Raw genomic sequence first — 24,541 nt, forward strand, 5'->3', positions numbered from 1 at the left:
TGAGGCCGCGGACGTGCACGTTGCCGCACTACGGGAACCGCAGGGACCGAACGCAAAAAGATGAGGCCGTCCGCATAGCGGACGGCCTCGTCGCAGAGCTTCACTCACTCTCAGTGGTTTCGCGGGAAGCCCAGGTCCACCCCGGTGGGGGCGTCGGCCGGGTCGGGCCAGCGGGTGGTGACGACCTTGCCGCGGGTGTAGAAGTGCGTGCCGTCGTTGCCGTAGATGTGGTGGTCGCCGAAGAGGGAGTCCTTCCAGCCGCCGAAGGAGTGGTAGCCGACGGGGACCGGGATCGGGACGTTCACACCGACCATGCCGGCCTCGATCTCCAGCTGGAAGCGGCGGGCGGCGCCGCCGTCCCGGGTGAAGATCGCGGTGCCGTTGCCGAACGGCGAGGCGTTGATGAGAGCCACGCCCTCCTCGTACGTCTCGGCGCGCAGCACGCACAGCACCGGGCCGAAGATCTCGTCCTGGTAGGCCTTGGCGGACGTGGGCACCTTGTCGAGCAGCGAGATGCCGATCCAGTGGCCGTCGGCGTATTCGGGATGGTCGTCGACGGTGTAGCCGGTGCCGTCCAGGACGACCTCGCAGCCCTCGGCCGCCGCGCCCGCCACGTAGGACGCAACCTTGTCGCGGTGGGCCTTCGTGATCAGCGGACCCATCTCCGACGCCGGGTCGTTGCCGGGACCGATCTTGATCTTCTCGGCGCGTTCGCGGATCTTCTCCACCAGCTCGTCACCGACGGCGCCGACCGCGACGACCGCGGAGATCGCCATGCAGCGCTCGCCGGCCGAGCCGTAGGCCGCCGAGACGGCCGCGTCGGCCGCCGCGTCCAGGTCGGCGTCCGGCAGCACCAGCATGTGGTTCTTGGCGCCGCCCAGCGCCTGCACCCGCTTGCCGTTGGCAGTGGCGGTGGTGTGGATGTAGCGGGCGATGGGGGTGGAGCCGACGAAGGACACGGCCTGGACGTCGGGGTGCTCCAGCAACCGGTCCACGGCCACCTTGTCACCGTGGACGACGTTGAAGACACCGTCCGGCAGCCCGGCCTCGGTGAGCAGCTCGGCGATCCTCAGGGAGGCCGAGGGGTCCTTCTCGCTGGGCTTGAGCACGAAGGTGTTGCCGCAGGCGATGGCGAGGGGGAACATCCACATCGGCACCATCGCCGGGAAGTTGAACGGGGTGATGCCAGCGACCACGCCCAGCGGCTGCCGGATCGCGGCCACGTCGACGCGGCTGGCGACCTGGGTGGAGAGCTCACCCTTGAGCTGGACGTTGATGCCGCAGGCCAGGTCGACGATCTCCAGCCCGCGGGCGACCTCACCGAGAGCGTCGGAGTGCACCTTGCCGTGCTCGGCGGTGATCAGCGCGGCGATCTCGTCGCGGTGGGCGTCGAGCAGCGCCCGGAACCGGAACAGGATCGTGGTGCGCTGGGCCAGGGAGGACTGCCCCCAGGTCAGGAACGCGTCCTTGGCGGTGGCGACCGCGGCGTCCACCTCCGCGGCCGACGCGAAGGCGACCTTGGTGGTGACCTCTCCCGTCGCCGGGTCGGTCACCGGACCGTAGGTGCCCGAGGCGCCCTCGACGGTCTTTCCGCCGATCCAGTGGTTGACGATGTTCGTCATGACCGAGTACTCCTTCGCAGATGGCGGCGTCGGGTCGAGACGTGCCGTTCGTACAGCCCAGGGGCCTTGACCGCGCGGGGTCCGGTCGCGGTCTCGGCCACGGATACATCCCACCAGGCGCGGGCCGGGCACGCGCCCGACACAGTGTCTGTGGTTTCCGTGCACGCGTAGACATGTCTGCGGTTCGGTGCGTGCGCATGGCCGTCCGTGCGCCGGGGCGGGACGGGGAGTGCGCCGGGGGCGGGACGGGGAGAGGGGGCGGACCTCCGGCGCGGGGCCGTGGCGGGCGGGGAGTCGGCGCTCGCACTTCGCTCCTGCCAGGGCGAAGCGGCCTCCCGCGCCGGAGGCGTTCTGTGCCGTACCCCCTGCGTCGTGTGATCGGGTGGTACGGCATCGCGGGCCCTCCGTGTCGCCTCTCCCGGTTTCTAGTGCCGTGCGACGAACATGTCAATGCATTGTCCGGACATTCGGATGACATTCTCGACCAGTTCAGTCACGGGATGCCCGGCCGCAGTCAATGCGCCACGCCCATGAGCCCGCGTGCGCCTGTGCAGTACTCGTGTCACAAACGCCTCCACCGCGTCACAGGTGTCGCGAGTACGCGGGTTCCGCGTCACACCCGCACACGGCCCCTCTCTCCTCCCCGCCGGGCGTCGTTCACCCGACACAGTCTTGGTGATCGCCAGCGCAGCGCCCGGCTCCCCCGGACGGCCGCCCCGGCCGCCGCCGCGGTGCGCGTAGGGAGGTGCAACGCATGACCGACCGCAGGCTCTGGTCGTACAAGGACATCGCGGCCCACATCCGGGTGCAGCCGGACACCGTACGGTCGTACCGCAAGCACGGCCTGCTGCCCCCGCCGGACCACGTGGAGTCCGGCAAGCCGTTCTGGTACGCCGAGACCATCCGCGCCTGGGTGGCGTCCCGACCCGGCAACCGGGGGCGGAGACAGGGCTGACGCCCGGGGCCGGGACCTCCGCACCCCGGACCCGGCCACACGTACCCCCTAGGGGTATGATGGAGGGCGTACCGTGACCCACACAGGTCACGGAGACCACACGCCGACCCGCCCCGACGAGGAGTGCGACATGACCGCCCAGACCGACACCCAGGGTTCCGTCACCACCGTCTACAAGGTGAGCGGGATGAGCTGCGGACACTGCGAGGGCGCCGTCTCCGGCGAGATCTCGCAGATCCCCGGCGTCAGCTCGGTGACGGCCGTGGCCTCGTCCGGAGAGGTCACCGTCGTCTCCACGGCACTGCTGGAGCAGGAGGCCGTGCGTGCCGCCGTCGACGAGGCGGGCTTCGAGCTCGCCGGCACGGCCTGAGCCCCCCGCACCCCGACCGCGAGCGGCACCCGCCTCCGGCAGTCGCCGCCAGCACTCACCTCCGGCCGGGCCGCGCCATCCGGGCGCGGCCCGGCCGCAGCCGTTCCGCCGGCTCCGAGAGTTCCGCCGGGTCCGGAAGCGGCCACCCCCTGGAGTCCGGCACGCACCTCACATAAGCTCTTCACAAGGCTCGCGCATCTTCCTTACGCTGGGGCTCGCACACCGTATGGGGTCCCTTGCGTACCTATCGGACATATGCAAGAGACGCAGATCACAGTGATGCGAACGTAACCATCGAAGGGGTTCGACGGTCTAAGTTGACGATGTCAGGAAGCGTCTTGGGGGGCGCCGTCTGACATCTGGGGATGTCTTGGGGGACTTCCCTGGAAATGCGTTGCCGGGGCACGTACACCGGGGGCTTTGAGCGGCCCTCCCGGGCGTGCGCTGTCCCGGCAGACCGCACGCGGGAACAGCAGGAAGACGCAGCGGCACAGCTGCACAACAGCACAGGTAGGACGAGTGCGGCGAGTTCTGCTCGTTGTGCTCGGACAGCGGTTCAGGCGCTGTCCTCTCAGATGCCCGGCCGGATCCCGTGGGGGGAATCCGCACCGGGACATGGGAAGGCGCCCTGGTCGTCGGCCCGTGGGGGGACCGGCGCCAGGGCGCCTTCTGCGCTTCCGGGCGGCGAGGCGGGGACACCCGGGCGGGGCGGGCCGGCGCGCCGCCGGCCCGGCGCAGAGACGGAAGAAGCCCCGCACCACCTGCGCCGGCGGTACGGGGCTTTCGGAGGCTGCGGTTCAGCGCTCCTCGACCGGGACGAAGTCGCGCTCGACCACACCCGTGTAGATCTGGCGCGGGCGGCCGATCCGGGAGCCCGGCTCCTTGATCATCTCGTGCCACTGGGCGATCCAGCCCGGCAGCCGGCCGAGGGCGAACAGAACCGTGAACATCTCGGTGGGGAAGCCCATGGCCCGGTAGATCAGACCGGTGTAGAAGTCGACGTTCGGGTACAGGCTGCGCGAGACGAAGTAGTCGTCGGAGAGCGCGTGCTCCTCCAGCTTCAGCGCGATGTCCAGCAGCTCGTCGGACTTGCCGAGGGCGGAGAGCACGTCGTGGGCGGCAGCCTTGATGATCTTGGCGCGCGGGTCGAAGTTCTTGTAGACCCGGTGGCCGAAGCCCATCAGGCGGACGCCGTCCTCCTTGTTCTTCACCTTGCGGATGAAGGTGTCCACGTCGCCGCCGGAGTCGCGGATGCCCTCCAGCATCTCCAGCACCGACTGGTTGGCGCCGCCGTGCAGCGGGCCCCACAGGGCGTTGATGCCCGCGGAGATCGAGGCGAACATGTTCGCCTGCGAGGAACCGACCAGACGGACCGTGGAGGTCGAGCAGTTCTGCTCGTGGTCCGCGTGCAGGATCAGCAGCTTGTCCAGCGCCGAGACGACGATCGGGTCGAGCTCGTACTCCTGCGCCGGGACGGAGAACGTCATGCGCAGGAAGTTCTCGACGTAGGCGAGGTCGTTGCGCGGGTAGACGAACGGGTGGCCGATCGACTTCTTGTAGGCATAGGCCGCGATCGTCGGGAGCTTTGCGAGCAGCCGGATCGTGGAGAGGTTTCGCTGCCGCTCGTCGAACGGGTTGTGGCTGTCCTGGTAGAAGGTGGACAGCGCGGAGACGACCGAGGACAGCATCGCCATCGGGTGGGCGTCGCGCGGGAAGCCCTTGTAGAAGTTCTTGACGTCCTCGTGCAGCAGGGTGTGCTGCGTGATGTCGTTCTGGAACCCGGTCAGCTCGTCGACGGTCGGCAGCTCGCCGTTGATCAGCAGGTAGGCGACCTCCAGGAAGGTGGAGCGCTCGGCCAGCTGCTCGATCGGGTAGCCGCGGTACCGGAGGATGCCCGCCTCGCCGTCCAGATAGGTGACGGCGGATTTGTACGCGGCCGTGTTGCCGTAACCGCTGTCCAGCGTCACCAGACCGGTCTGGGCGCGGAGCTTCCCGATGTCGAAGCCCTTGTCACCGACGGTGCTGTCGATCACCGGGTAGGTGTACTCGCCGTCGCCGTACCGCAGTACTACAGAGTTGTCGCTCACGTCTTCCCTCACCGACGTAGTGCCTCATCTTCGAGGTGCCCTGACTGTCTCTACCATCCCCCACTTGGCTGAGGAGAGTGCACTCGGGGTCGACCATCGGGCCTATCGACGGCACTCAGTGCCGTCAAGTTGACCATCCTGCCCCCTTCCTTCCCCGTCTGGAAGGGCTCTGTGACCTTTACGACTCATTTGATCGATCATCTTTGGGTTACGTGCCGCTCACGTCAGAGGGAGGGCCCCGGAGAGGCGGAAGTCCAGCGCCGTGCAGCGCCGTCCCGCCGAGAGGGTGCGCACCGCCTGGCCGATCGCCTTGCGCGAACCGACGAGGACGACCAGCTTCTTGGCCCGGGTGACCGCCGTGTACAACAGGTTCCGCTGGAGCATCATCCACGCGCCCGTGGTCACCGGGATGACCACCGCCGGGTACTCGCTGCCCTGGGAGCGGTGGATGGTCACGGCGTAGGCGTGGGCCAGCTCGTCGAGCTCGTCGAACTCGTAGGCGACCTCCTCGTCCTCGTCGGTCAGCACCGTGAGGCGCTGGTCCACCGGGTCGAGCGAGGTGACGACGCCCACGGTGCCGTTGAAGACACCGTTCGTGCCCTTCTCGTAATTGTTGCGGATCTGGGTGACCTTGTCGCCGACGCGGAAGACCCGGCCGCCGAAGCGCTTCTCCGGGAGGTCCGGGCGGCCCGGGGTGACCGCCTGCTGCAACAGTCCGTTGAGAGTGCCGGCACCGGCCGGGCCGCGGTGCATGGGGGCGAGGACCTGGACGTCCCGGCGCGGGTCGAGCCCGAAGCGGGCCGGGACGCGCCGGGCGGCGACGTCGACGGTGAGCCGCCCGGCCTCCTCGGTGTCGTCCTCGACGAAGAGGAAGAAGTCCGTCATGCCGTCGGTGACCGGGTGCTGCCCGGCGTTGATCCGGTGCGCGTTGGTGACCACGCCGGACTGCTGGGCCTGGCGGAAGACGCGGGTGAGCCGGACCGCGGGGACGGGGCTGCCGTCGGCCAGCAGGTCCCGCAGCACCTCGCCCGCGCCGACGCTGGGCAACTGGTCGACATCGCCGACGAACAGCAGACGGGCGCCTGGCGGCACGGCCTTGACCAGCTTGTTGGCGAGCAGCAGATCCAGCATGGAGGCCTCGTCGACCACGACCAGGTCGGCGTCGAGCGGCCGGTCCCGGTCGTAGGCGGCGTCGCCGCCCGGCTTGAGCTCCAGCAGCCGGTGGACCGTCGACGCGTCCGCGCCGGTCAGCTCGGACAGCCGCTTGGCGGCGCGGCCGGTCGGCGCGGCGAGCACCACCTTGGCCTTCTTGGCGCGGGCCAGCTCCACGATCGAGCGGACCGTGAAGGACTTGCCGCAGCCCGGACCGCCGGTGAGGACGGCGACCTTCTCGGTGAGCGCGAGCCGCACGGCGGCCTCCTGCTCGGGAGCGAGATCCGCGCCGGTACGGCCCCTGAGCCACTGGAGCGCCCTGTCCCAGGCGACGTCCCGGAACGACGGCATCCGGTCCTCGTCGGTGCGCAGCAGGCGCAGCAGCTGGGCGGAGAGGGAGAGCTCGGCGCGGTGGAAGGGGACCAGGTAGATCGCGGTGACGGGGTCGCCGCCGTCGGGTCCGGGCACCTTCTCCCGGACGACGCCCGGGTCCCCGCCCTCCGCCGCCGGCTCGGCCAGTTCCCCGAGGCACTCGATGACCAGCCCGGTGTCCACCTGGAGCAGCTTGACCGCGTCGGCGATCAGCCGCTCCTCCGGGAGGTAGCAGTTGCCCTGGTCGGTGGCCTGCGACAGCGCGTACTGCAGTCCGGCCCCGACCCGCTGCGGGCTGTCGTGCGGGATGCCCACGGACTGTGCGATCTTGTCGGCGGTCAGGAAGCCGATGCCCCAGACGTCGGCGGCCAGTCGGTACGGCTGGTTCTTCACCACGGAGATCGAGGCGTCGCCGTACTTCTTGTAGATCCGCACGGCGATGGAGGTGGACACCTCCACGGTCTGCAGGAAGAGCATCACCTCCTTGATCGCCTTCTGCTCCTCCCAGGCGTCGGCGATCTTCTTCGTCCGCTTCGGCCCGAGGCCCGGCACCTCGATGAGCCGCTTCGGCTCCTCCTCGATGACCGTGAGCGTGTCCAGCCCGAAGTGCCGGGTGATGCGGTCGGCGAAGACCGGCCCGATCCCCTTGACCAGACCCGAGCCGAGGTAGCGCCGGATGCCCTGGACGGTGGCCGGCAGCACGGTCGTGTAGTTCTCCACATGGAACTGCTTGCCGTACTGCGGGTGCGAGCCCCAACGCCCCTCCATCCGCAGGGACTCGCCGACCTGCGCACCGAGCAGCGCGCCGACGACGGTGAGCAGGTCGCCGGCGCCTCTTCCGGTGTCGACGCGGGCGACCGTGTAGCCGTTCTCCTCGTTGGCGTACGTGATGCGCTCCAGGACGCCCTCGAGCACGGCCGGGCGCTGCTCACCGGGCGCCGCTGCGGACTGGTTGGCCATGATCCGACGGTACCGGTGGGGTGTGACAAGCGGGGCCCGGACCTCGGGACCGACCGGCGTCGCAGGCTCCCTGCGGACCGGCCTGAGGCGCAGGCTCCCCGCGGACCGGCCGACGGCTCAGGCCCGTCGGGGACCGACCGACGGATCAGGCCCGTCGGGGCGGAGCCCCTACTGCCCCACCCTCCCGTCGATGCACTCGCGCAGCAGGTCGGCGTGGCCGCAGTGCCGGGCGTACTCCTCGATCCGGTGCACCATCAGCTCCCGGACCGCGGTCCCGTCCTTGCCGACCCGCTCGCCCAGGTCCGGGTACGCGGCCAGCGCGGCGTCGGTCGCGGCCTGCTCGCGCTCCAGATCCCGGAACGCGGCATCCACCACGGCCTGCTCGGCGACGGCCCCGAGGAAGTCCCCGTCCGGCTCGCCGTACAACTGCGGCAGCGGGTCGCCGTCCCGGATCCAGTTCTGCCAGTCCCGCTCCACCTCGGCGAGATGCCGGACCAGACCGAGCAGCGACATCGTCGACGGCGGCACCGAGCGCCGCGCGAGCTGCTCCGCGTCCAGCCCCTCGCACTTCATCCGCAGGGTCATGCGGTACCCGCTGAGGAAGTCCAGCAGGGTCGCCGGCTCACCCTCCGGCCCGTCACCCTCGCCCTCCCTGGGGTCGTCCTCCGGGTCGACCCACATGTCGGGGTAGACGCTCGCCTGGCTCCACCGCGCGGGTTCGTCAGTCATGCGGGTCATGGTCGCCCCCGAGGGCCCGGCGCCGCCAGCGACTTTCCCGTGCGCCGGTGCCGTCGCGCTCTCTCCCGGACGACTACGGCAGGAGCCTGGACTCCCGCTGTACCCCCGGTCGGGTGGTCACCTGTGCGAACAGACGTGCTTGCCGGTTGCATAGAGTCAAGAAAAATTACCGTACATACATGGAGGTTGTAGAGGAGACTCGACTCGCGCTGGTCCTCAACGGCGGCGTGAGCCTCGCCGTGTGGATGGGGGGTGTCACACATGAGCTGGACCTCCTGCGGAGAGCGTCGCGCAGCCTGCACTCCGGAGTAGCAGAGCGCGTGAAGGAGGAGGACCGGGCCTGCTTCGCGCTGTGGCAACGGGTGATCCGTGAGGCTCACACGCGGGTCGTGGTGGACGTCGTCGCGGGCACGTCCGCCGGTGGCCTGAACGGCTCTTTCCTCGCCGCTGCGATCGGCAGAGGAACCGAACTGCCCGATCTGCGCGGCACCTGGCAGAAAGCCGCCGCACTCACCGGCGACCGTCTGCTGAAGGACCCCCCTTACAACAGCCTCCTCGACGGCCAGTACTTCCAGGACGAGGTCGGCAGGATCCTCGGCGCCATGTGCGGCAGCGAGCGTGAGGCCGAACCCGTGACCCTCTTCGTGACCGCGACCGCGCTGGACGGCGTGCCCGAGTATGTACAGGACAGCTTCGGAGGGCGGTTCCAGGTCGCCGACCACCGTCGCATCTACGCGTTCCAGCACGACCCCCAGGCGGTGGTCTTCCGCAAGACCGGTGTCCACCGCAACGCATGGAAACCCGAGACCGTGAGCCGCAAGGACTTCCTGGACGAGGCGGTACTGGATCGGCTGTGCCTGGCCGCGCGTGCCTCCGCCGGTTTTCCTGTGGCCTTCGCGCCGGTGGACGAATCGTCGCTGCTCGCCCAGCGTGTCCGACCCGCCCCGGAGATCCCCAGCAAGGGCCGGGACCGGGCAAGCTGGATCGTCGATGGCGGTGTGCTCAACAACGCCCCGTTCGGGCCTGTTCTGGACTCCATCAGCGACCGGAAGGTGGACGGCCCTACCCGGCGGGTCCTCGTCTACATCGTGCCTTCGAGCGGAGTTACAGATCCGCACGAGCAGAGCAGGCCACCGTGCAAGTCGACCGAGTGGCCCTCGGTACTCGGTACAGCCGTCACCTACCCACGGGAGGCAGACTTCCGCACAGGAACCGCGGAGTTGCAGGAGCGGATGAACCGCGAGTGCTTCGACCGCCACCTGGACCTGTTCCGCTGTCAATCCGCAGACATGGAGAAGGAGCGGAGGACAGCGGGGCCGGGTAGCAGCGGACCGAGGCCGAAGGGGTCGGGGTGCGATTTGGTCCACCTGGCCCGGTCGCTGTTCGATCACTATCGCGAGAGCCGCATCAGAGGGGCGCTGTGGAAGGTGCGGCAGGTACGCGAGGAAGGACGCGGCGTACGATCCCTGGCACGTATCCGCCACGAGGACGTAAATGCGCTCCTGGCGCTGGACCCGAAGTTCCTGTGGGTTCCCGACGGGGCCGATGCCCTGCAATCCTGCCTGGACCTGGACCAGCCATGGCAATGGGGAGCCAGTGTCGCCGAGCGCCTGATCTGGACCTTGGTCGGCGACATCGAACAACGCCTCAGGGACAGCACCAAGAGCCCCCGCGAGGAGGCCGGATCGCTCAGCCGTCGGCAGGCGGCTCTGACCAGCAGCCTGGGTGAACTGAGTTACTGTGCGAAGGTCGTTCGCGCCGTCCAGGAGACCATCTTCAGCCAGATCCGCAACGCGTCCCAGGCCGGCGGGTCCCCGGCCCACCGCCTCGACCCCGAGCAGGGCCCCACAGAAATGCTGAACGCCGTCTACGAGAACCTCGGCGTCGGCGAGGTCGTGCGCAGACAGGTGAAGCGGGCTTTCCAGGCGTACGACAAGGCGGTATACGAAGCCGACACGACGGCGCCGCTCACACCTAGGGCGCGCAGGAATCGGAGAAAGCGGATCAATCGCACCCTGAAGTTCTGCCTCGCCGCTGAGGTCGTCGCAGGAGCGGGCGCCTCTCCGGAGGAACTGACAGAGCACACTCCTCAGTTCGAGTTTCTGCGCCTGGGACCGGACGAATACAGCCCCCTCTTCCCGCACGACAAGTTCGCACCGCTCGGCGACCGCAAGCTCTACGGCGTCCGCCTCAACCACTTCGGCGCGTTCGTCAGACCCGAGTGGCGAGCGTCCGACTTCGCCTGGGGACGGCTGGACGCCTCTCACCATCTGCTACGCCTGTTCATTCCCGACCACGAGGAACGGCAGCGCACCGAAACTGAGATGCACGAAGCCATCCTCCTCTGCGAGAAGATCGGCAAGGGGGAGATGCGGAAGAACCTCAAGAGACTGGCGGAACCGGACGATACTGCACTGTTCAAGGAGTATCTCGACAGTCCTGAGGGACGGAGCACGTTCGGCAGGATCGTCGAAAAAGCACTGAGCATGCTCATCAGCAAGGGCGCCTTCGCGCGAAACCCCTTCGCCGAGGCCACGAAGGTCGTGTTCTGGCGGAGCTTCGGCCGTCGCGTGAGATTCCGACGGCCCAGCCGAGTGTCCTCGGCAAACCAGCTGCTCGGGCTGTCCCGGCCGACCTTCTCACTCGCACGCTGGTGGTGGTGGCGGCGCATCAGGAAGCATCCGAGAAAGACCATGGGCGCCACGCTTGTGGCCCTGCTTCTTGCCATTGCCTCGCTCATTGGGATCCCGTTCGGCATCGCCGAGGCAGTCGATCACTTCACGGACCACGACTGGCGCTGGCAAACCCTACTGCTCGCAGCCCCCTCCATGCTGGTCGGCGGGTTGCTCATCCTCGAGTGGCCGCTTACCGCCCTCGCCTACTTCATCCGCTCCCGCGTCCGACGACGGCGTGGCAGGAGACCCCACCGGGGGACGTGAGCGCGCGTCAGCGTACCGCTGCGTCAGCTGTCGCTGGCTGCGGAGGTGCTCTTCAGGGCGTCGAGGAAGGGGGTGAAGACGGTCGAGGGGAAGGTGAGGGTGGCTCGGGTGGGGGCCTTGCTGTCGCGGACGGCGACGTGGGTCGGGCGGGCCGCGATCTCCACGCAGTTGTTGCCGTCGCCCTCGCCGGAGTAGGACGACTTGCGCCAGTTGTCCATGGGTGCTCACAGCTCCTTCGTCAGCCGGTGGATGAAGTCACGCGATCGGTCCGGGGTGAGCGAGACGTCTTCAATCCTACGGAAGCGCGTTCGATAGGCGCCGAGCTGCGCGTCAGAATCGATCAGGAACGCGCCATGCGGCGCGTCGCGCGCAACCGTGTCCAGATTGGGCACAGCGCCACCCACATAGGTCATCGTGCTGGAGGCTCTGGCGAACCCGTCCAGGTCGAATGGGATGACCCGCAAGGTGATGCGGTCGGCTTCGGAAACCTCCAGAAGGTGCGCGAGTTGAGCACGCGCGGCGGCGCGATCGCCGACCCTGATGCGGAGGGCCGACTCGTGGATCACGACCTTGTGGGGAAAGGTGGCTCTCGCCTGCCTCGTCAACCGGTGCCGCACCCGCAACTCCAGCTCCTCATCGGTCAGTTCGGGGATCCTCGAGGAGAAGACGGCCCGGGCGTAGTTTTCTGTCTGCAACAGGCCCGGCACATACAGGATGGCCACGTCCTGCTGGTGGATGGCATGGTGATCCAGCTCTGCCAGATCCAGAAACGGCGTGGGCAGCAGCCCTCGGTACCCCTCCCACCAACCCTTCGTGCGGTCGGTGGCCATTTCCACCAACGCATCGACGAGTTCGTCGTCCGTGCAGGCGTAGTGAGAAGCGAGGCGGCGGAGCCGCTGTTCACTGACTCCCGACAGCCCTGCCTCGATCTGGCTGATCTGGACGTTGCTGACCCCGAGCATGGCCGCAGCCTGCCGGGCGGTGAGGCCGGCCGCCTCGCGAAGTCTGCGCAGCTCCGCCGCAAGGCGCAGTTGCCGCGCTGTTGGTTCGCGCCTCGTGGGCATGACCACTCCTCGCCTCAACGCGTCTGCCGACACGACTCGTTCGGGGTGAAGATTACGCGACCGGCTTGCCGCGCCGAAACTTTCAGGTCTACCGTCGGTGACGCGACGCACACCGTGCGATACGCCGGGGCGCACCGGAAGCGCACCGCTCCGTCCTGCCACGACGGCCGCGGCAATGACACCGTGCACGCACCCCTCCGGACTCCAACCCCCACCTCGCCGAACGGAGTTGCCGCATGCCCGAAACCGAACCCTGGGAGTACTCCCTCCACGTCCCGAACGACGTCCGCGCCGTCACCGTCAGCCGTCGCACCCTCCGCCTGATCCTGACCCTGCACGGGCTGGTCGGCCTGGGTGGACGTCGCGGAGCTGCTCGCCGCGGAGCTGGTCTCCAACGCCGTACGCCACACCAAGGGCCCCGCTGCCCTCCGCATCCGCTGGTCGCCGCCGGGCACGCTGCGGATCGGGGCGTGGGACGCGGACCCGGAACCGCCTGAGCTCCCGGTTGCGCTGGTGCGGCTGGAGGAGGCGGAGGCGGGGCGGGGGCTTGCGCTGGTGCGGGCCTGCGCGGATGTGTGGGGCTGGCATCCGCTGGCCAGGGACGGCAGCAGGGGCAAGTACGTGTGGTGCGAGGTGGGGGCGGCGGCTTCGCCGGCCGCCTGAGTGGCGGGGCCTCCGCCGTCCGGTCGGGCGTGGCGCGGACGGCGCACGGACTCCGTAGGGCAGAGTTCCGGGCGCGTGACCGAGCGAGACAGAAGGAGCACCCCGTGGCTGCCACCTTGCGCGTGACGACCGTCGACGCCGGGCCCTTCACGATGCCGAGGAGCGATCTGCTGTACGGCGCGGAGGGCATGGTCACCGTGCCTTCGACGGTGGCCGTGATCGAGCACGCCCGGCACGGGCTGATCCTCTTCGACACCGGCATCAACCATCACGTGGCCGACCCCGAGGCCGCCGAGGCCTACTGGGGCCCGGGGCTGCGGGAGGCGTACGGCGCCCAGGGGTTCACCCGGGAGCATGCCGTCGACGCGCAGTTGAAGCGCCTCGGCCACCGGCCCGGCGACGTCAAGTACGTGATCTACTCCCATCTGCACCTCGACCACGCCGGAGGGATGAGCTACTTCCCGGACGCGGTGCACGTGGTCCAGCACGACGAGCTGCGCCACGCCTGGTGGCCGGACCGCTGGACCGCCCGCGGGTACGCCTTCAACGACTACCGGACCAGCCGCGGCTACGACTTCCTCGAACTCTCCGGCGACACCGACCTCTTCCTCGACGGCACGATCACCGTGCTGCGCACCGCGGGGCACACGCCGGGGCACCAGGGCGTCGTCCTCGACCTCGGCCACCGCGGCCGGATCGGCTTCCTGGGAGACGCCGCCCACCTCGAGGAGGGCCTCGAGCAGAACATCCCCATGCTGAGCGACTGGAACGTGCAGGAGAAGCTCCTCACCTACGGCCGTCTGCGCGCCCTGCGACGAGCCGGGGTCCGCCTCTTCCTGTCCCACGACCCCGATCACTTCGCCGCCCTGCCGCACGACGGCGACTTCTGGGACTGACCGGAGGGGCAGGGGGCCGCCGGGAATCGGCAGCCGCGACGTCCGTCGCGCGGCGGCCGCGGGAACGGGCAGGATGACCGTGGAGAACGCGCCGACGGCGCGCGACGGACGCGGGGAGAGAACCCATGTACGACTACGACCTCCTGGTCGTGGGGTCGGCCAACGCCGACCTGGTGATCGGCGTCGAACGGCGCCCGGGGGCCGGCGAGACGGTGCTCGGCTCCGACCTGGCCGTGCACCCGGGCGGCAAGGGGGCCAACCAGGCGGCCGCCGCCGCCCGGCTGGGCGCTCGTACCGCCCTCCTGGCACGGGTCGGCGACGACGACCACGGGCGGCTGCTGCTGGAGTCGCAGCGGTCTGCCGGGGTAGACACGGTGGGCGTCCTGGTCGGGGAGGTGCCGACCGGTGTCGCGCTGATCACGGTGGACCCGTCCGGGGACAACAGCATCGTGGTCTCGCCGGGCGCGAACGGCCGGCTGACGCCGCAGGACGTGCGTGCCGCCGTGAGCCTCTTCCACGCCTCCCGGGTGGTCTCCGTGCAGCTGGAGATCCCGCTGGAGACGGTCGTGGAGGTGGTGCGGAACCTGGCGCCGGAGAGCCGCTTCGTGCTCAACCCCTCCCCGCCGCGGCCCCTTCCCCGCGAGGTGCTGGACGCCTGCGATCCGCTGGTCGTCAACGAGCACGAGGCGCGGGTGCTGCTAGGCGGCTCCCTGGTGAGCGAGGAGCCCGAGGACTGGGCGCGGATCCTGCGCGCCAAGGGGCCCCGCTCGGTGGTGGTGACCCTCGGGGCAGAGGGCGCTCTCGTGGCCTCGGCCGAGGGGGTCTCGCGGGTGCCGTCGGTGAAGGTGGACGCCGTGGACACCACGGGCGCGGGCGACGCGTTCACCGCCGCGCTGGCCTGGAAGCTGGGTACCGGCACGGACCTGGCCGGGGCCGCGGCGTACGCGGCCCGGGTCGGGGCGGCGGCCGTGACGAAGGCGGGGGCCCAGGCGTCGTATCCGACGGCGGCGGAGGTCGATGCGCTGTAGCCACGCCGGGGGACTGCTTCGAGCAGCTTCGAGGGGGCCGGGTCGGCGACCCGGCCCCCTCGACGTTTCCCCTCCTGCGGGACGCCCGCGAATCCCCCCGGATCCCCCCCACCGGGTCGTCCCGACGCCCAGTACGACAGGCGTGGCGGCGAAAGGGTTGCACGAACTCTCCCGACTTTTTTCCGGGCGGGGCGGGGCGAGTTGTTCGAGGAGGCGAACAACGGCGGGCTGCGGGCCTAGGGTCCCGTGTAGGCGACGAGGGTGTACGAAGCGGCCCGCGACCGGAGGACGACGAGGACATGACGGTGACCCTGGCGGACGTGGCGGCCCGCGCACGGGTGTCCCCCGCGACGGTGTCGCGCGTGCTGAACGGGAACTACCCCGTCGCCGCGGCCACCCGCGCGCGCGTGCTCAAGGCGGTCGACGAGTTGGACTACGTACTCAACGGCCCGGCCAGCGCTCTCGCCGCCGCCACCTCGGACCTGGTCGGCATCCTCGTCGACGACATAGCCGACCCGTTCTTCGGGATCATGGCGAGCGCGATCCAGTCGGAGATCGGCGGACCGGGCGGCCGGGCCGGCGGGGAGCGCCTCGCCGTCGTCTGCAACACCGGCGGCTCCCCCGAGCGTGAGCTGACCTACCTCACGCTGCTGCAGCGCCAGCGGGCCGCTGCCGTTGTGCTGACCGGCGGTGCGGTGGACGACGCGGAGCACCGGGCGGCGGTGGCGGCGAAGCTGCGCAGACTGTCGGAGGCCGGGACACGCGTGGTGCTGTGCGGCCGGCCGCCGGTGCCGGATACCGGCGCGGTCACGCTGGCCTTCGACAACCGCGGCGGCGGGCGGGAGCTGACCGGGCATCTGATCGCCCTGGGCCACCGCCGCCTCGGCTATCTCGCCGGCCCCGAGGAGCGGACGACCGCCCGGCACCGTCTGGAGGGCCACCGGGCCGCCCTCGCCGCGCACGGCATCGAGGACGACCCGTGCCGCACGGTCCACGGCCGCTACGACCGGCAGTCCGGCTACGAGGCCACGCTCGAGCTCCTGCGCAGGGACCCCGCGCTCACGGCGGTCGTCGCCGCGAACGACTCCGTGGCGCTCGGCGTGTGCGCCGCGCTACGGGACTCCGGTCACCACATACCCGGGGACGTGTCGGTGGCGGGCTTCGACGACCTGCCGTGCAGCATCGACACGGTGCCCGCTCTGACGACCGTACGGCTCCCGCTGGCCCGGGCGGGAGCGCGCGCCGGGCGCATCGCCGCCGGACGGGAGGAGCCACCGCCCGGCGGGATAGCGACGCTCCGGGGCGAACTGATGGTCCGGGGCTCCTCCGGGGCACCGCGCGGATGACAGCGGCTCCGGTTCGCCCACGTTCCCGGTTCTGCACCGATGAATTCCGGACCGCGCACCGGTCTGCCCGACCGTAACCACCGCGGACCACCACGCGCCGCAGACGCCACAGGCACAGGCACAGGCGACAACAGTTGGAGACAGTCACCATGCGTATCGTGATCACCGAGTTCATGAGCCTCGACGGTGTCGTGCAGGCACCGGGCGGGCCCGAGGAGGACACCGACGGCGGGTTCGCGCACGGTGGCTGGACGCAGGAGTTCTTCGACCCCGAGGTGGTCGGCGGCGCGTTCGACGCGGCGCTCCTGGAGGCCGACGCGCTGCTGTTCGGGCGGCGCACCTGGCAGACGATGGCGCAGGCGTGGCCCGAGCGGGCCGGGGACCCGTTCGCCGACCGGATCAACGCGCTTCCCAAGTACGTCGTCTCCGGCTCCCTCGGGGACGGCGACATGACCTGGAACAGCACGCTCATCCCCGGCGCCGAGGCCGTCGCCCGCATCCGCAGTCTGCGCGAGGGCGGCAGCGGCGACCCCGAGCGCGGCCTGCTGGTCATGGGCAGCCCCTCGCTCGCCCGCACGCTGCTGAGCGAGGGCCTGGTGGACGAGCTTCGGCTGATGGTGATGCCAGTGGTGTTGGGCGGCGGCAAGTCGATCTTCCCGGGGAACGGCACGCTCCGGAAGTTCGAGCTGGTGTCCACGACCACTGCACCCACGGGTGCGCAGGTGTGCGTCTACCGGGCGGCGGCGCCGGCCGAGGCGTGAGCGGTGGACGGACGGCGGTCGGTGGGCCTAGGCTCGGCAGAAGAACCTCTGACTGAGTCAGAGATTGGTACTGGCACACCGACCGCCGGGGGGCGACCGCCGTGACCGTCCAGGACATCCGCTCCTTCAACCGCTTCTACACGCGCGTGATCGGCGCCCTCGACTACAGCAGGACCCTGCACGCCCCGTACACGCTCACCGAGACCCGCGTCCTGTACGAGCTGGCGCACTCCCCGCGGACGGACGCGGCCGACCTGAGGGCGGCGCTCTCGCTGGACTCGGGGTATCTCAGCCGCATCCTCAACAAGTTCGAGCGGGACGGTCTGGTCGAGCGGGCGCCCGGGCGGGGGGACTCCCGGCGTACCGGGGTGGTGCTCACCGCGCGCGGCCGGGAGACCGCCGTCCTGCTGGACGAACGGTCGAACACCTCGGTCGGCTCGCTGCTGGCGACCGTCCCGGCCGGTGACCGGCCGCGCCTGGCCGAGGCGCTCCGGACGGTCCGCGAGCTGCTCTCCGGAGCCGAGGGGCGCGGCCGGTCACCGGCCGCCGGGGACGTGGTGCTGCGCGGGCCGGGCCCGGGCGACCTGGGCTGGATCGTGCAGCGCAACGCCGCCCTGTACGCCGCCGAGTACGGCTGGGACGCCCGGTACGAGGCCCTGGTCGCCCGGATCGTCGCGGACTTCGCGGCCGGCCACGACCCCGCGGCGGAGCGGGTGTGGATCGCCGAGCTCGACGGCCGTCCGGTCGGCTGTGTGATGTGCGTACGGGACGAGGCCCCGGAGACGGCCCGGCTGCGGCTGCTCCTGGTCGAACCCGGGGCCCGCGGGCTGCGGATCGGTGACCGCCTGGTCCGGGCCGTCGTCGGCTTCGCCCGCGACGCCGGATACCGCGCCCTCGTCCTGTGGACCAACGACGTCCTCACCACCGCCCGCCACCTCTACGTGCGCCACGGCTTCACCCTCACCGCCGAGCAGCCGCACCACTCCTTCGGCCACGACCTGGTCGGCCAGGACTGGCGGCTGGACCTGCGCGAGGCAACGTCGCGCGAGCCGGCCGACGGGCACCACACCGGATCGGCGACCGGCTGACCGAGCTGTCGGAGCTGACCGAGCTGTCTGAGCTGTCTGAGCTGTCTGAGCTGTCTGAGCTGTCTGAGCTGTCTGCCGGTCATGGTCGGCGGGAGTTCGCCCGGACGGTGCTGTTCCACCACCGCCGGGGTCGTCGTGATCGCGGTCGACCCGGCCTGCACCTCGGCGCCGTAGTGCCCGGCTCGCGCTGACCCCCGGTCCTCACGACCGTTCGGAGGACGGGTGGACCATACATCCGGTTCGTGTTGGTTCGACCGACCCTGGCCAACTACGCGTGGAACGGTAAGGTCCGTGCCCATGAAGCTGGCGTTCTCCACCCTCGGTGTCCCCGGCCTGCCCCTGACCGACGTGCTGGCCCTCGCGACCGCCCACGGCTACCACGGCGTCGAGCTGCGCGCCCACCCCGACGAGCCGCTCCACCCCGGTCTGACCCCCGCCGAACGCGCCGACGCCGCCGCGCGGTTCAAGGCGTCCGGCGTCGAACTGCTGGCCCTCGCCGGGGATGCGCGGGTCGCCGGACCGGGCGACGACGCACCCGTGGTCGCCGAACTCCGTGCCCTGCTGGACCTCGCCCGCGACCTCGGGGCCCCGTACCTCCGGGTCCTCCCCGGCGCCGCCCCGGACCAGCCGTCGGACGACGCCGACGGGACGGCCGCCCGGCGCCTGGGCACCGCCGCCGAGTACGCGGGCGACGTCGGCGTGCGGATCCTGCTGGAGACCCACGACGCGTACCGGACCGCCGCCGCGGCGATCCGCGTCCTCGGCCTGGTCGGGCACCGCCGGGTCGGCGCCGTCTGGGACGTGATGCACACCTGGCTCGGCGGCGAGCAGCCGACCGAGTCGTTCGCCGCGCTCTCCCCCTACCTCGGCTACGTCCAGGTCAAGGAGATCGCCTCCGCCGACGAGACCGCCCCGCTCCCGCTCGGCGCCGGCGTCCTGCCGCTGGCCGAGGTGGTCGAGGTCCTCTCCCGGCACGGCTGGGACGGCTGGCTCTGCTGGGAGTACGAGAAGCACCGGTACGAGACCGCGGCCCCGCTCCCCGCCCTGCTGACCGACGCCAGGAACCACCTCACCCGGCTCCTGACCGAGTCGGCGTGACCCCACCCCGCTCCCCCGGGCGGCCCGGGTGCTCGGCGGGGGGTGCGTTCCCTCCGCCTCCCGTCGTCCGCGGCGGGCCGCCCGGCCGCCGACGGAGCGTCGTCAGGGCGACCCCGGACACCAGGAGGGCCGCCGCGCACCAGCGGAGCGGCGTGACCGGCTCGCCGAGGAGGAGCGCGGCGGACGAGACCCCGAAGACGGGGACGAGGAGGGAGAAGGGCGCGACCGTGGACGCCGGGTGCCGGCTGAGCAGCCGGCCCCAGGCGCCGAAGCCGAAGACGGTCGCGACCCAGGCGACGAAGAGGACCGAGCCCGCGCCCTCCCAGTCGAGTCCGCGGAGCGCCGCCAGGTCACGGGAGGCGCCCTCCGTCAGCAGGGAGAGCGCCAGCAGCGGCAGGACGGGGACGACGCTCACCCACACCATGAAGTTCAGCGCGTCGGGCGGGGACGCCTTCCGGGTCAGGACGTTCGAAACGCCCCAGGCGGCTGCGGCCGCGACCACCAGGGCGAAGCCGCCGAGCGGGCCCGAGGTGCCCTCGTCGGCCGCAGCCACGCCGATCCCGGCGAGCGCCACCACCATGCCCGCCGCCTGCACCAGGGTCGGCCGCTCGCGCAGCACGGCGGCGGCGAAGACGGCGGTGAAGACGGCCTGGACCTGCAGGACGAGCGAGGTCAGCCCGGCGGGCATGCCCGCGTCCATCCCGAGGAAGACCAGACCGAACTTGGCCACGCCGAGGACCAGCCCGACGGCCACGATCCACCGCCACGCCACCTTCGGGCGGCCCACCAGGAAGACGGCGGGGAGGGCGGCCGCCAGGAAGCGGAGCGCGGTGAACAACAGCGGCGGGAAGTGGTCGAGGCCGACCTCGATGACGGTGAAGTTCAGCCCCCATACGGCGGCGACGAGCACGGCGAGGCAGAGGTGGGACGCGGGCATCCCGGACGGGCGAGCAGGTGGCATGGGTCGAGGATCACTCGCGGAAACCGTGAAGTACCAGCGATGATTGCTGCACAGTTGGATGAAGCACCGCTAAGGAATCGGATCGCTCACGCCTCAGGGGCCGCCATGCTCGACCTCCAGCGCCTGCGCGCGCTCCACGCAGTCTCCGTGCACGGCACGGTCGCTGCCGCCGCCGTGGCGCTCGGCTACACGCCCTCCGCCGTCTCCCAGCAGATCGCCAAGCTGGAGCGGGAGACCAGAACCGTCCTGCTGGAGCGCGAGGGCCGCGGGGTGCGGCTCACCGACGAGGCGCGGCAACTCGCCGAGACGGCACGCGAGCTGCTGGCCATCGTGGAGCGGGCGGAGACCGAGCTGGAGGAGCGGCGCGGGGTGCCGTCCGGGCGGCTGACGATCGCCGCGTTCGCGTCGGCGGCCAGGGGGCTGATGCCCGGCGTGCTCGCCGACCTGGCGGCCCGGCATCCCGCGCTCGACACCCGGCTGACCGAGGTCGACCCGCATCTGTCGGTGGACCTGGTGGCGAAGGGCGCCGTCGACCTCGTCGTCGCGCACGACTGGGACATCGCGCCGCTGCCCGCCCCGCCCGAGGTGGAGCAGGCGGTGATCGGGGACGACCTGAGCGACCTGGTCGTGCCCGCGGGGCATCCCTTCGCGGGGCGGAGCGGAGTGCGCCGCTCGGAGCTGGGCGGACAGCGGTGGATCTGCCAGCCCCCCGGTCGGGTCTGCCACGACTGGCTGCTGCGGACCCTGCGCGCGGCCGGGCACGAGCCGGACATCGTCCACCAGGCCGACGAGAACCCGACCCTCGTCGCCCTCGTCGCCGCCGGGCTGGGCGTGGCGCTCGTCCCACGGCTGGGGCGTGGACCGCTCCCAGACGGGGTGGTGGCGGTGCCGCTCGAACCGATGCCGGTACGGCGGCTGTACGCGCTCTGGCGCGCGGGGGCCGCCCGGCGCCCGGCGATCGCGGAGACGGTCCGGGCACTGCGCGCGTCCTGGCCGGGCGCGGCGACTCCCACGGCGCACACGGGCCGGACGGCCCACGCGGGTGGAGGGGGCCAAGCCGGCCACAGGAACCGCATGGGCCAGACGGGCCAGACGGGCCCGGCGACCCACCCGGGCCAGACGGGCCACACAGGCCAGCCAAGCCGCTCGGGCCACGCGGGCCAGAGGGACCACTCGGACCGGGCAGGCCACACAGGCCACCCGGGCCAGGCCGGCCAGCCGCGGTAGCCGGGCCACCGGAGCCACGCGAGCCGAGCGAGCCGAGCGAGCCGTGAGCAGCCTGCAAGCCGCGCGAGCCGGACGGACCGCGCCGGGCCACGCAGGGCGGACGGGCCAGGCGGGCACCTCGGCCACGTCGGCCACGCGGGCGCTGCGGCCCGTACGGCGTCCCGCTGAGCGCACCGGACCCGGCGTTCACCGATCCATACCGATCCGCGGGGATCCGACCGGATCCGGGAACCCGGTCCGGCCGCCGTCCGTCCCATCGGCGGCTGCCGGACGAGTCTCCGCGGTGCGGTGTCGGCCTCGCTGCTGGCTGCGATCGCTGACCACCCTCTCCGCCGCACCGCGCGCCCGGCGCCACGCCGCCGTCGGCGCGCGCCCCTCCACAGCGCCGGCGGCGGCCCCTTCGTGGCTCCTGCGCATTCCCTTGACTGGCAGAAACTTCCCGGATATTGGTGACTCCTCGGAAGTTTCCTTCAGTAACGCTCCATCACCTTCCATCGCCTCACCTCTCCTCACCTCTCCTCACCTCCCCCCCAGCTTCCAGCAGTTCCCGCAGGCTGACCTCTCCGGAAGGAGCGCACGTGCACGACGACAGCAGCACGGGAAGCACCGCTCAGCCCTCCAGACGCACCCTTCTCGCCGCCTCCGCCGGCGTCACCGCCACCCTGACGGCAGGGGCGGGCACCGGGCACGCCGGCGACCGCAGGCCGGACGAGGACAGCCTCCGCACCCTCGTCTCCCGCATGACGCTGGAGGAGAAGGTCGGCCAACTGTTCGTCATGCGGGTCTACGGCCACTCCGCCACCGACCCCGACCAGGCCGACATCGATGCCAACCTCAGGGAGATCGGCGTCCGCACGGCCGCCGAGCTCGTCGCCCGTTACCGGGTCGGCGGCATCATCTACTTCTCGTGGGCGCACAACACCCGGGACCCGCACCAGATCGCGGACCTGTCCAACGGCATCCAGCGGGCCTCCCTGGAGCTGGAGCGCGGGCTGCCGGTGCTGGTCTCCACCGACCAGGAGCACGGCATCGTGGCCCGGGTGGGCCGACCGGCGACCCTCTTCCCGGGCGCGATGGCGGTCGGCGCCGGGGGTTCCCGGTCCGACGCCCGCACGCTCGGCCGGATCGCGGGCGCCGAACTGCGTGCGACGGGCATCCTGCAGGACTACGCCCCCGTCGCCGACGTGAACGTCGACCCGGCCAATCCGGTGATCGGCGTACGCTCCTTCGGCGCCGATCCGCAGGCGGTGGCCGGTCTGGTGGCCGCCGAGGTGACGGGCTATCAGCGGTCCGGGATCGCCGCGTGCGCCAAGCACTTCCCCGGGCACGGGGACACCGCCACCGACAGTCACACCGGGTTCCCGGTCATCACGCACAGCCGGGAGGAGTGGGAGGAGCTGGACGCGCCGCCGTTCCGGGCGGCGATCGACGCCGGTATCGACGCGATCATGACCGCGCATCTCATGGTTCCGGCCCTCGACGACTCCGGCGACCCGGCCACCCTCTCCCACCCGGTACTGACCGGGCTGCTCCGCGAGGAACTGGGCTTCGACGGCGTCGTGGTCACCGACTCCCTCGGCATGGAGGGCGTGCGCAGCAAGTACGGCGACGACCGGGTTCCCGTCCTGGCACTGAAGGCGGGTGTGGACCAGCTCCTCAACCCGCCGGACCTGGACCTGGCCTGGAACGCGGTCCTGACGGCCGTACGCGACGGCGAGCTGACCGAGGCCCGGCTCGACGCGTCGATCCTGCGCATCCTGCGGCTGAAGGCCAAACTGGGCCTGTTCCGGGACGCGTACACCTCCCGCCGGGAGGTGGACCGCACCGTCGGCACCCGCGGGCACCGCGCCGCGGCCGACCGGATCGCCGAACGCTCCACCACCCTGCTGGTGAACGAGGGCCGGCTGCTGCCGCTGTCCCGGCGCCGGACCCCGAGGCTCCTCGTCGTCGGCGCCGACCCGTCCTCGCCGTCGGGCACCACGGGCCCGCCGACCAGCGTGCTCGCCGGGGCCCTCGCCGGGCTGGGCTTCCGGGCCACCGCCCGGTCCACCGGCATCTCCCCCTCGGCCGCCTCCATCGAGGCGGCGGTGGCGACGGCCGGGGACGCGGACGCGGTCGTCGTCGCCACGTACAACGTCAGCGCGTCGAGCAGCCAGCGGACGCTGGTCGGACGGCTGCTGGCCACCGGGAAGCCGGTGGTCGCGGTCGCGATCCGCAACCCCTACGACGTGGCCCAGCTGCCGGACGTGCCCGCGTATCTGGCCGCCTACTCCTGGACCGACGTGGAACTGCGGGCGGCGGCCCGGGTGATCGCGGGCCGGGAGCGGCCGCGCGGCAGGCTTCCGGTGCCGGTGGTGCGGGCGGACGACCCGCAGACGGTGCTGTATCCCCTCGGCCACGGGCTGTCGTACCGCTTGTAGCGCGGGCGTAGCGCGCGTACGACACGCGCCGGGCCGGTCCCCCGCACCCCGCCGCAAAGCGCCCCGCGCGGCTGGCGTGCGCCCGCCGCCGCGGGTCACGCTGGACGGGGCTCGGGGGAGTCCGGACCGGGCTCGGGGGGACGGCGATGCGGGAGAGACGGCGGGAGGGACGGTTCGGGGCCGGCGCCTGGACGCTGCTGCTCGCCGTGCTGCTGACGGGGTGCCAGAGCCCGACGGGGGCGGCGGACGACGTGCGGCTGGGCGACGGGGAGACGCCGGTGCCGGCCGTGACCCGGCCGTCGGGGTACGGGACGGTGTTCCTCGCGCCCGGCGAGTGCAGTTCCTTCGGCACGACCGGGGTCACCGAGGTGCCGTGCACCAGCGAGCGGGCGGCGGCGCGGGTGGTGGCCCGGCACGGCGGGCGGGTGCGCGGCGGGCCACCGTGCCCGGCGACCACCGACTTCGTGCTGCACATCAGCGAGCGGCGCCCGTCCCGCGACGAGGACGGCGACGGGACCGTTCCGCACGGCTACGCCTGTATGCGCAATCTGCAGCCCCCGCACCCCGGGGACCCGGGCGGCGGGGGCGGCCCGCGCACCGTCGTCGGCGACTGCGTGTACGACGCCGGGGACGGCAGGGTGCGGGAGACGGCGTGCGACGGCACGGGCGAGCGGAAGCCGCAGTACCGGGTGACGGACGCGGTCGCGGAACGGGCCGGGTGCCCGGCGCCGACCGAGCTGTACGTCCGGCTGGGCGGCGAACGCCCGGTGGGCTGTGCCCGGCCGCTGTGAGTG

Annotated in this window: 18 protein-coding genes and 2 pseudogenes; 13 read left to right on the top strand and 7 right to left on the bottom strand. The window is 71.5% G+C overall.

What is annotated here, in order from left to right:
- Window positions 1-110: 110 nt before the first annotated feature.
- Entirely contained in the window at window positions 111-1,622 is a 1,512-nt protein-coding gene (mmsA, locus tag V5O46_RS13850) for a CoA-acylating methylmalonate-semialdehyde dehydrogenase (protein ID WP_332884873.1), read from the bottom strand.
- A 754-nt stretch (window positions 1,623-2,376) separates the two neighbouring features.
- On the opposite strand from mmsA, the gene V5O46_RS13855 reads away from it, so the two are divergent.
- Together V5O46_RS13855 and V5O46_RS13860 are read left to right on the top strand one after the other, a co-directional pair.
- Window positions 2,377-2,577 carry a helix-turn-helix transcriptional regulator gene (locus V5O46_RS13855; protein ID WP_332884874.1) on the top strand — a complete coding sequence of 67 codons (201 nt, stop codon included), beginning with the start codon at window positions 2,377-2,379 and terminating at the stop codon, window positions 2,575-2,577.
- Window positions 2,578-2,707: 130 nt separating this feature from the next.
- A complete protein-coding gene (locus V5O46_RS13860) occupies window positions 2,708-2,947 on the top strand; it encodes a heavy-metal-associated domain-containing protein (RefSeq protein ID WP_332884975.1) in 240 nt (79 codons plus the stop codon).
- A gap of 797 nt (window positions 2,948-3,744) precedes the next feature.
- Here the strand turns inward: V5O46_RS13860 and V5O46_RS13865 are convergent.
- The 3 genes from V5O46_RS13865 to V5O46_RS13875 form a co-directional block, all read right to left on the bottom strand.
- Window positions 3,745-5,034 carry a citrate synthase gene (locus V5O46_RS13865; protein WP_332884875.1) on the bottom strand — a complete coding sequence of 430 codons (1,290 nt, stop codon included), beginning with the start codon at window positions 5,032-5,034 and terminating at the stop codon, window positions 3,745-3,747.
- Window positions 5,035-5,253: 219 nt separating this feature from the next.
- Window positions 5,254-7,518, bottom strand: a complete 2,265-nt coding sequence (recD2, locus tag V5O46_RS13870; RefSeq protein ID WP_332884876.1) for an SF1B family DNA helicase RecD2 — start codon at window positions 7,516-7,518, stop codon at window positions 5,254-5,256.
- Between the two features lie 168 nt (window positions 7,519-7,686).
- A complete protein-coding gene (locus tag V5O46_RS13875; protein WP_332884877.1) occupies window positions 7,687-8,247 on the bottom strand; it encodes a DinB family protein in 561 nt (186 codons plus the stop codon).
- Window positions 8,248-8,435: 188 nt separating this feature from the next.
- Here V5O46_RS13875 and V5O46_RS13880 point away from each other — a divergent pair, with 188 nt between their 5' ends.
- Window positions 8,436-11,195, top strand: a complete 2,760-nt coding sequence (locus V5O46_RS13880; protein WP_332884878.1) for a patatin-like protein — start codon at window positions 8,436-8,438, stop codon at window positions 11,193-11,195.
- 23 nt (window positions 11,196-11,218) lie between these two features.
- On the opposite strand, the gene V5O46_RS13885 is transcribed toward V5O46_RS13880, so the two are convergent.
- Both V5O46_RS13885 and V5O46_RS13890 read right to left on the bottom strand, forming a co-directional pair.
- Window positions 11,219-11,413, bottom strand: coding sequence for a DUF397 domain-containing protein (locus tag V5O46_RS13885; protein ID WP_332884879.1), 195 nt, complete (start codon window positions 11,411-11,413; stop codon window positions 11,219-11,221).
- Between the two features lie 6 nt (window positions 11,414-11,419).
- Window positions 11,420-12,259, bottom strand: a complete 840-nt coding sequence (locus V5O46_RS13890) for a helix-turn-helix domain-containing protein (protein WP_332884880.1) — start codon at window positions 12,257-12,259, stop codon at window positions 11,420-11,422.
- Window positions 12,260-12,495: 236 nt separating this feature from the next.
- Between V5O46_RS13890 and V5O46_RS13895 the strand changes: the two are divergent.
- The 7 genes and pseudogenes from V5O46_RS13895 to V5O46_RS13925 all read left to right on the top strand — a co-directional run bounded on the left by V5O46_RS13895 (window position 12,496) and on the right by V5O46_RS13925 (window position 19,139).
- Window positions 12,496-12,922 (top strand): annotated as a pseudogene (locus tag V5O46_RS13895) (ATP-binding protein).
- Window positions 12,923-13,026: 104 nt separating this feature from the next.
- Window positions 13,027-13,818 carry an N-acyl homoserine lactonase family protein gene (locus V5O46_RS13900; RefSeq protein WP_332884881.1) on the top strand — a complete coding sequence of 264 codons (792 nt, stop codon included), beginning with the start codon at window positions 13,027-13,029 and terminating at the stop codon, window positions 13,816-13,818.
- Window positions 13,819-13,943: 125 nt separating this feature from the next.
- On the top strand, window positions 13,944-14,846 hold the full coding sequence (locus V5O46_RS13905; protein WP_332884882.1) for a ribokinase: 903 nt from the start codon (window positions 13,944-13,946) through the stop codon (window positions 14,844-14,846).
- A 299-nt stretch (window positions 14,847-15,145) separates the two neighbouring features.
- On the top strand, window positions 15,146-16,192 hold the full coding sequence (locus V5O46_RS13910) for a LacI family DNA-binding transcriptional regulator (RefSeq protein WP_332884883.1): 1,047 nt from the start codon (window positions 15,146-15,148) through the stop codon (window positions 16,190-16,192).
- A gap of 149 nt (window positions 16,193-16,341) precedes the next feature.
- The gene (locus tag V5O46_RS13915) at window positions 16,342-16,953 is read left to right on the top strand and encodes a dihydrofolate reductase family protein (protein ID WP_332884884.1); all 612 of its coding nucleotides are present in this window, start codon (window positions 16,342-16,344) and stop codon (window positions 16,951-16,953) included.
- Between the two features lie 101 nt (window positions 16,954-17,054).
- Entirely contained in the window at window positions 17,055-18,041 is a 987-nt protein-coding gene (locus V5O46_RS13920; RefSeq protein WP_332884885.1) for a bifunctional helix-turn-helix transcriptional regulator/GNAT family N-acetyltransferase, read from the top strand.
- 297 nt (window positions 18,042-18,338) lie between these two features.
- Window positions 18,339-19,139 carry a sugar phosphate isomerase/epimerase family protein gene (locus V5O46_RS13925; protein ID WP_332884976.1) on the top strand — a complete coding sequence of 267 codons (801 nt, stop codon included), beginning with the start codon at window positions 18,339-18,341 and terminating at the stop codon, window positions 19,137-19,139.
- On the opposite strand, the gene V5O46_RS13930 is transcribed toward V5O46_RS13925, so the two are convergent.
- The gene (locus V5O46_RS13930) at window positions 19,111-20,076 is read right to left on the bottom strand and encodes an EamA family transporter (RefSeq protein ID WP_332884977.1); all 966 of its coding nucleotides are present in this window, start codon (window positions 20,074-20,076) and stop codon (window positions 19,111-19,113) included. The genes V5O46_RS13925 and V5O46_RS13930 overlap by 29 nt on opposite strands.
- Before the next feature lie 129 nt (window positions 20,077-20,205).
- Between V5O46_RS13930 and V5O46_RS13935 the strand changes: the two are divergent.
- The 3 genes and pseudogenes from V5O46_RS13935 to V5O46_RS13945 form a co-directional block, all read left to right on the top strand.
- Window positions 20,206-21,132 (top strand): annotated as a pseudogene (locus V5O46_RS13935) (LysR family transcriptional regulator); the annotation flags it as partial.
- 773 nt (window positions 21,133-21,905) lie between these two features.
- On the top strand, window positions 21,906-23,747 hold the full coding sequence (locus tag V5O46_RS13940; RefSeq protein WP_332884886.1) for a glycoside hydrolase family 3 protein: 1,842 nt from the start codon (window positions 21,906-21,908) through the stop codon (window positions 23,745-23,747).
- A 146-nt stretch (window positions 23,748-23,893) separates the two neighbouring features.
- Complete coding sequence (locus tag V5O46_RS13945) at window positions 23,894-24,538, top strand: hypothetical protein (protein ID WP_332884887.1); 645 nt, start codon at window positions 23,894-23,896, stop codon at window positions 24,536-24,538.
- Window positions 24,539-24,541 lie beyond the last annotated feature (3 nt).

Source organism: Streptomyces poriticola, assembly GCF_036689765.1.
Lineage (GTDB): Bacteria > Actinomycetota > Actinomycetes > Streptomycetales > Streptomycetaceae > Streptomyces > Streptomyces poriticola.